This window comes from Stutzerimonas kirkiae (assembly GCF_004327335.1).
Lineage (GTDB): Bacteria > Pseudomonadota > Gammaproteobacteria > Pseudomonadales > Pseudomonadaceae > Stutzerimonas > Stutzerimonas kirkiae.
Window position 1 is genome coordinate 148,653 of sequence record NZ_QJUO01000005.1, and the last position, 7,162, is coordinate 155,814.

The following is a 7,162-nucleotide window of genomic DNA, read 5'->3' on the forward strand; positions in this document are numbered from 1 at the left end:
GGCGCCCGCAGCCTATGGCCGTTCCGGGGTAGCCAGGATCGTCTCCGCCAGCCGGACCCAGTAGCTGGCGCCATGTACCAGCGCCTCGTCGTTGAAGTCGTAATGCGGGTTGTGCACCGTGCAGCCACCTGCGTCATCGCCATTGCCGAGCCACACATAGCAGCCGGGGCAAGCCTGCAGCATATAGGCGAAGTCTTCCGCCGCCATCAGTGGCCGCACGTCGGTCAGCAGCGCGTCGGCGCCGAAGGTATCGACGATCACCTGGGCGGCACGGCGGGTCCAGCCGGCGTCGTTGAGCGTCGGCGGATAGCGGCGCTCATAGCGCACCCGGGCGCTGCCGCCGTGGGCGGCGCAGATGTGTTCGGCCAGCTCGCCCAGGCGCTGCTCGATACGCCTGCGCACCGCCTCGTCGAAGGCGCGCACGGTGCCGCGCAGGGTCGCGCTGTCCGGCAGCACGTTCCAGGTCTCGCCGGCCTGCAACTGGGTCACACTGAGCACCGCCGCTTCGTGCGGGTCGAGATTGCGGCTGACCACACTCTGCAACGCCAGCACCAGTTCGCTGGCAATGACGATGGCATCCACCCCCTGTTGCGGCATCGCGGCATGGGCGCCACGGCCCTCGACGACGATCTCGAACACATCGAACGAGGCCATCGCCGGCCCCGGCAGCGCGGCGAAGCGACCGAGCGCGATACCGGGGATATTGTGCAGGCCGAACACCGCCTGCATCGGGAAGCGCTCGAACAGCCCCTCTTCGACCATGCGCCGGCCGCCGCCCTCGTTCTCCTCGGCCGGCTGGAAGATGAAATACAGCGTGCCGGCGAAGCGCCGGGTACGTGCCAGGTGGCGGGCGGCACCGAGCAGCATCGCGGTATGCCCGTCGTGGCCGCAGGCGTGCATCCGTCCCGGGTGGCGCGAGCGGTGGGGGAAATCGTTGGCCTCTTCGATCGCCAGCGCATCCATGTCGGCGCGCAGGCCGATCGCCGGCCCCGGCCCGCAACGCAAGACGCCGACCACACCGGTGACGGCCAGGCCGCGATGCACCTCGATGCCGAAGGAGGCCAGCTTGTCGGCGACGAACTGTGCCGTGCGCCGTTCCTCGAAGGCGACTTCCGGGTACTGGTGCAGGTGGCGGCGCCAGGCGCTCAACTCATCCTGGCAGGCCAGCAGTTCGGCGATGGGCATAAGGCAACCTCTTGCTCATTCCAGGGGCGGGACGCTGGCGGCCACCCGGCGTACCTGCACACGCAGGCGGCGGTAAGGGATCCGCCCCGGGTCCATCATGCAGGCGCCGGGGCTTTCGACTTCGATGATGCTCCCGATCAGCGGCTGGAAATCGGCGCGGTAATGGTTGGCGCTCTTCACCACGATCACCCGCTGCCGCTCGGGCTGCAGGCCGAAATGGCGGAAATAGCCGCTATCCATGCACTGCGTCCTGCCACTGGTGACCACGATGCGCACGCCCTGGCAGCGCACCAGCGCCGAACGGCCCAGGTCCATGCGTACGCCGCCGGCGACGGCGCCGACCAGTTGGAAGGGCGCGGACGACAGCGCGAGGATTTCGAAACGCTCCCGCAGTGGCGACTGCCCGGGCATCGACTTGCCGCCCAGCGCCAGTTCCACACTGCATCCCACGCCATGGCGATGGGCCTGTTCGACGAATTCCGGGTCGTGCAGCAGGCCGACGATGGCCCCCTGCACCCGGTGGCGCAGCAGCGCGGCGATCACCTCGACGGTGTCCGAACTGGCGCCGCCACCGGCGTTGTCCTGCACGTCGGCGAGCAGCAGCGGCTTGTCCGCCGACCAGGCGGCGGCCTCGCGGGCGGCCTGGTCGGCGCTGGCCAGGTGGCTGACGAACTGCGGCTCGCGGCGCAGCACCGCCGCCAGCAGCTCGTCCACCGCCCGCTCGGCCAGTACCTGGCTGGCGGCATAGGCGAACACACTCGGACCGGCCTCGGGCACGTCGCCCAGGGGAAAGCCGGTCAGCAGGTTCAGCGACGCCAGCGCCGGCGAACGCGCCTCGCTGGCTGCCAGCAGCGGGTAGAGCGACTTGCAGGGCTCCTCCAGGTGCGACTGGCGGTTGATCGGTATCAGGAACGGCAGCGCGCGCCAGGCCAGCACGAAGCGCTCGCCGGCCAGGCGGCGTTGCAGCACGGCGCAGGCGCGCTCGCCGGTGGCGACCATATCGATATGCGGGTAGGTCCTGAAGGCCACGGCGGCATCCAGTTGGCCGAGGGTGCGCGGCGTCAGGTTGCCGTGCAGGTCGAAGGCGGCGACGATCGGCACCGCCTCGCCCACCACCCGCCGCACCCGCTCGACGATCTGCGCCTCGGCCTCGTCGTACGCCTCGCAGATCATCGCACCATGCAGCTCGAGGAACACCGCGTCGACCTCCGTCAGCGCTTCGAGCCCGGCGATCATCTCGCCGACGATCGCCTCGAAGGCATCCTCGCGCACCAGCCCGCTCGGTTCGGCGAAGGCATAGAGCAGCGGCAGCGGTTGCAGGCCTTCGTCCAGCGCCCGCCGGTAGAAACCGCCACAGGCCAACGGGGCGCGGGCGAGGAAGGCATCCAGCGCGGCCCCGCGCAGGATGCCGCCGGTGAAGATGCAACTGTCGAAGTCCTCGTAGCGGGTCGCCAGCAGCGAAAAGCTGTTGGTCTCGTGGACGAAACCGGCGATGGCGACCCGGGGCGCGCCGCTCATTGATGGAATACCAGCAGGCCGAGCTCGGCGACGGGCGCCGCGACCGCCAGCCCGAGGCGGCAAGCGTGGCCTGCCACGCCGTGGGCGGCGAACCAGGCCGCCGTCGCCGCCAGGTCGTCGACGCGAATACGGCAGCCGAACACCTGGTGCGGGTGCAGCCGCTGCGCCGGCAATGCCGTCGCCAGCCAGTCGTGCCAGGCCGCGTCGGTGGCGACCAGCAGTTCCAGCGCCGCCGGCGAGACACTCGCCAGGCCATCGCCGTGCTCCCGCCGTGGCCGCCCGAACAACGTTTCGAAATAGCCCAGCAGCGCTTCCGGCTGCTGCGAACGGCAGAGCAGCCCGGTCAGCGAGCGGGCGCCGTTGGCATGCCGCAGCAGCGACGGGTGCAGGTAATGTTCGAGGGTGCGGTACTGGCAGAAATTGAACGGCAGCGGCGCCTCGATCGGCATCGCCACGTCGAAGGCGATACGCAGCACCTCGCCACTCTCCAGCCGCAGTTCGCGGCGGATCGGCAGCGGCTCGCCCAGGCCATAGCCGCGCTGGCGCAGCGCGGCGACACTGGCCGCCGCATCCGGACCGGACAGCACCAGCCAGCGGTGCCCGCGCTCGCCTTCCAGGTGCGGCAACAGCGTCGCCGGCAACCGTTCGCGATCGACGATGCCCATCAGCTCGATGAAGTTGGCCACGCCGACCGTGGCCGGCTCGAACAGCACCAGCCGGTTGGCCACGCCGGCCGTCGCCATCACGCTCAGCGGCGCCACGCTGAAGCCCAGCGCCTGCAGCTGGCGCCCGGCGGCGTCCGGGTCGGCGACCACACAGGTGACGTGGTCGATATCGAGAATGCCATCGTTCATGTCGGGCTCCAGTCACGCGCATCGGCGGCGGCGGCCAGGAAATGCCGCCGGGTCCGCGCCAGCACCAACAGCGCCAGCGGGATCGCCGCCAGCGCCAGGGTGGCGATCGAGTAGTGCAGCAGCTTTTCGTCGGCGTACAGGCGGTCGCTGAGCAGGCCGATCAGCAACGGCCCGAGGCCGAAGGCCAGGGCATTCACCGCCAGGTTGTAGAAGGCCACCGCCCGCGCCCGCAACTGGTTGGGCAGGATCTGCTGGGCGGCGATCTGCACCACCGAGGCCGAGCCGACCATCAGGCCGATGGCTGGCGCCACGGTGGCGATCACCGCCAGCGGCGTCGGCAGCAACGGCCCCAGCACCATCGGCAGCGCCACCAGCAGGGCCACCAGTTGGATGGTCAGCAACGGTGCGTCCTGCCGGCCGCCCCGGCCGAGGCGACGAGCGATCGCCGGCGCCACGAAATTGCCGGCGATACCGGCGACAAAGCACGGCAGGCCGACCATCAGCCCGGCCTGCTGCAAAGTCAAACCATGCACACGGACGAACAGCGTCGGCCCCCAGACCAGGTAGCAGACGTTGACCATCAGGATCAGGCTGGTGCCGACGAACAGCCCGGCCAGGCAGCGCCAGTGGCGGCGCAGGTAGGCGTTGACCGCCGCGCCACTGTCGCTGGCCTGCAACAACCCCTTGCGCGCCGGCTCGCGCACCCCGGCCGCCAGCAGCAGCGCTGGCAGGCCGAGCAGCGAGACCAGCACGAACACCCACTGCCAGGGTTCGAGGATGCCCAGCAGCGGCAGCGGGGTGAAGGTCAGGCGCTCGCCGAGGCTGACCAGGCCGGCGCCGAGGATGATCGCCAGGCCGCCGCCCAGGGTGCCGCCGACCATGAAGGTGGCCACCGGGAAGTGCCTTTTGCGTGGAGGGAAGCAGTCCGAGATCAGGGAAATCGCCGCCGGGTTGAGGCCGGCCTCGCCGACGCCGACGCCGACCCGCGCCAGGAACAGCCCCCAGAAGCCCTTGGCCAGGCCGCAGGCGGCGGTCATCAGGCTCCAGATACCGATGCTGGCAAGGATCAGCCGCTTGCGCCGGCTGCGGTCGGCCAGATAGCCCAGCGGAATCCCCGCCAGCGCGTAGAACACCGCGAAGGCGAAGCCGAGCAGGAAGCTGACCTGGGTGTCGGACAACTGCTGGCTGGCCTTGATCGGCTCCACCAGCAGGCTGATGATGGTGCGGTCCAGGTAGGACACGAAGTGCGCGAAGGTCAGCGCGGCCACCGCGTACCAGCCCTGGGCCGGCGTCGGCCATACGCCGGGCGGGATGATCTTGCGGGGGCTTGCCGGTTTGCTCATCGTCGCTGCTTCCTGGCGGATCATGGAGCGACGGATTGTGCAACGCGCCTCACCAGCGCCCCAGCGGCATAACCGTTTCTCATCGCCAGCATCAGAAAGCCTGATGGGCGTCGCCCGCGCCACAACCGGACGGGACAATCGCCTCCGCAGCGCCTTTGCAGTACACCGCCCTTGCACAACCGCGGGAATTGCCGAAACGGCCCGCATCCGCCGACAGCCGCGGCGGGCCATGCAGGCACCGCCGACGGTCGCCCGCGACAGACATCAGCATCACAGGAGCAGCAAGCGTATGTCCGACAATTCCCGGGAACCCCATGAGTATTACGGCCAATCGGCGGAAATATACGACATCCTCTCGGAGCAGCACTGGGCCTCGCGGCGCACCTCGGTTCTCGATGCCTTCCGCACGGCCAGCCCCGAGACGGAACTCGTGCTAGATATCGGCAGCGGCACCGGAGTGGCGCTCGGGATCATCCGGGAAGCCTTTCCACAGGCACGCATCCATGCCATCGAGCCATCCGCCTCGATGCGCATCGGCCTGATGACGCGCATCCTCGCCGACCCGCAGTTGCGGCAGAAGGTGACGGTGCATCCGCACGACATCGCGACAGCCCCCCTGCCCAGCGGAATCGATGTCGCGATGGTGTGCGGCTGCGTAGGCTTCTTCGACGAGCCCGCGCGCCTCGCGCTCTGGCCGAGACTGGCCGCGGCCCTCAGCCCCACGGGCATCGTCCTGCTGGATACGATGCCGCTAGACAGGCCGCAGCAGGTGCCGGAATCCCTCGTCGCCAGCGCCGACATCGGCGATCACCGGTTCGACATCTGGCTGCGCGGAGAACCCGTCGAGGACGATGCGCAACTGATCCGCTGGCATATGCGCTTCGATCAATCGGCCGGAGCAACACGCATCCGCAGCTTCTCGGTCGAGCGCGACTGGCGCACCCTCGGCCTCGACACGCTGTTGGCCGAGACGGCCAGGGCAGGCTTCCAGGCCCGGCGACTGGACGACAGCCCGGTCCCCGCAGCCCTGTTGCGGCTGGCGGCCGGGCCGGCATAACCGTTTCTCATCGCCACCATCAGAAAGCCTGATGGCCATCGCCCGCGTCCTGCCCGGGCGGGACAATCGCCCCCTGGAGCACGCCGGAGACACCGGTGTGTCGCCCTTATCCCGCCCAGCCCGTCAGACAGGAATGCCCATGACCACCAGCGCCCATATCACCGGCTTCGATCACCTCGTCATCCTGGTCAAGGACCTGGAGAGCGCCCAGCGACGCTACAGCCAACTGGGCTTTCGCCTGTCGCCGCGCAACCGCCACCCGCAGTCCTCCACCGCCAACCATGTCGCGGTATTCCAGCGTGACTACCTGGAGCTGCTGACCGTGACCCAGGCCGATGCCCTCAACCAGCCCCTGGCCGACCTCCTCGAGCAGGGTGGCGACGGCCTGCGCATGCTGGCGCTGGGCAGCGCCGACGCCGAGGCCGCCAAGGCCCACCTGCAGGCCCAGGCAATCGACGCCTTCGGCCCCTTCGCCCTCAGCCGCAAGGGCCCCGGCGCGCAGGGCGGGGAAGTCGAACTGCTGTTCAACGTGCTCCTGCCGCAGGCCGTCGGCGCGCCCCTGGAGGCGCAACTGTTCTTCTGCCAGCACCTGACCCCGGAACGGGTCTACCAGGCCGACGCCCCGGCCCATCCCAACAGTGCCCTCGGCGTCCGGGCGATCACCGTGCCGGTCGCCGACCTGCAGCCGGTGGAGTCGCGTCTGCGCGCGCTGGCCGGCGGCGACGCCTATCGGCGCCAGGACGACGCCCTGGAATTAAACACCGGCAGCGCCCCGCTCCGTTTCGTCGCCACGGCGCATTGGCCCCACGGCCAGGCCAGCGGCCTGGTCAGCTTCGACAGCGCCGATCTCGATGCAACCCGCGACTGGCTGCGCTCGGCGAACATCGCTTTCGAGGAACTGGGCGAGGCGATCCGCATCGCTGCCGATGACGCGCATAACGTGGTGCTGGAATTCCAGGCATCCTGACCCCCGCATGATCGGTGCGCACCCTGCGCAAACCGTCGCCCGCCACCGCGACACTCGGTCGCCAGCAGACCTGGTGTCGCGTCACACATCGAATATCGACATAGGCCCTGACGTAGATACCGTCTTGGCCCTCACCGAGCAAGTGCCAATTCGGGGTTAAAGGGCACACCGGATTTCAGCACGCCATAAACGATGCACAGGAGCTTGCGCATCGCCGCGCAGATGATCTGTTTACCGG

General features: G+C 69.3%; 6 protein-coding genes and 1 pseudogene. 2 read left to right on the forward strand and 5 right to left on the reverse strand.

Annotation, left to right across the window (positions count from 1 at the left end; genetic code table 11):
• Window positions 1–12: 12 nt before the first annotated feature.
• From DNJ95_RS05200 to DNJ95_RS05215, 4 genes are read right to left on the reverse strand one after another with little or no spacing between them, the layout of a single operon-like run.
• A complete protein-coding gene (locus DNJ95_RS05200) occupies window positions 13–1,185 on the reverse strand; it encodes a M20 aminoacylase family protein (protein WP_131183663.1) in 1,173 nt (390 codons plus the stop codon).
• A gap of 15 nt (window positions 1,186–1,200) precedes the next feature.
• Complete coding sequence (locus DNJ95_RS05205) at window positions 1,201–2,703, reverse strand: M81 family metallopeptidase (RefSeq protein ID WP_131183664.1); 1,503 nt, start codon at window positions 2,701–2,703, stop codon at window positions 1,201–1,203.
• Complete coding sequence (locus DNJ95_RS05210) at window positions 2,700–3,557, reverse strand: VOC family protein (RefSeq protein ID WP_131183665.1); 858 nt, start codon at window positions 3,555–3,557, stop codon at window positions 2,700–2,702. The genes DNJ95_RS05205 and DNJ95_RS05210 overlap by 4 nt, the downstream gene beginning before the upstream one ends.
• The gene (locus DNJ95_RS05215) at window positions 3,554–4,900 is read right to left on the reverse strand and encodes an MFS transporter (RefSeq protein WP_165491579.1); all 1,347 of its coding nucleotides are present in this window, start codon (window positions 4,898–4,900) and stop codon (window positions 3,554–3,556) included. Before DNJ95_RS05215 ends, DNJ95_RS05210 begins: the two co-directional genes overlap by 4 nt.
• A gap of 289 nt (window positions 4,901–5,189) precedes the next feature.
• On the opposite strand from DNJ95_RS05215, the gene DNJ95_RS05220 reads away from it, so the two are divergent.
• Window positions 5,190–5,957 carry a class I SAM-dependent methyltransferase gene (locus DNJ95_RS05220; RefSeq protein ID WP_165491578.1) on the forward strand — a complete coding sequence of 256 codons (768 nt, stop codon included), beginning with the start codon at window positions 5,190–5,192 and terminating at the stop codon, window positions 5,955–5,957.
• Between the two features lie 139 nt (window positions 5,958–6,096).
• Window positions 6,097–6,924 carry a VOC family protein gene (locus DNJ95_RS05225; RefSeq protein WP_165491577.1) on the forward strand — a complete coding sequence of 276 codons (828 nt, stop codon included), beginning with the start codon at window positions 6,097–6,099 and terminating at the stop codon, window positions 6,922–6,924.
• Window positions 6,925–7,055: 131 nt separating this feature from the next.
• On the opposite strand, the pseudogene DNJ95_RS19780 reads toward DNJ95_RS05225, so the two are convergent.
• Window positions 7,056–7,162, reverse strand: a pseudogene (locus DNJ95_RS19780) (IS110 family transposase); the annotation flags it as partial.

Bases quoted from the DNA above. Each gene is read 5' to 3' on its own strand.
- DNJ95_RS05205 (WP_131183664.1), bottom strand. From the start codon at position 2,703: ATGAGCGGCGCGCCCCGGGTCGCCATCGCCGGTTTCGTCCACGAGACC.
- DNJ95_RS05200 (WP_131183663.1), bottom strand. From the start codon at position 1,185: ATGCCCATCGCCGAACTGCTGGCCTGCCAGGATGAGTTGAGCGCCTGG.
- DNJ95_RS05215 (WP_165491579.1), bottom strand. From the start codon at position 4,900: ATGAGCAAACCGGCAAGCCCCCGCAAGATCATCCCGCCCGGCGTATGG.
- DNJ95_RS05220 (WP_165491578.1), top strand. From the start codon at position 5,190: ATGTCCGACAATTCCCGGGAACCCCATGAGTATTACGGCCAATCGGCG.
- DNJ95_RS05225 (WP_165491577.1), top strand. From the start codon at position 6,097: ATGACCACCAGCGCCCATATCACCGGCTTCGATCACCTCGTCATCCTG.
- DNJ95_RS05210 (WP_131183665.1), bottom strand. From the start codon at position 3,557: ATGAACGATGGCATTCTCGATATCGACCACGTCACCTGTGTGGTCGCC.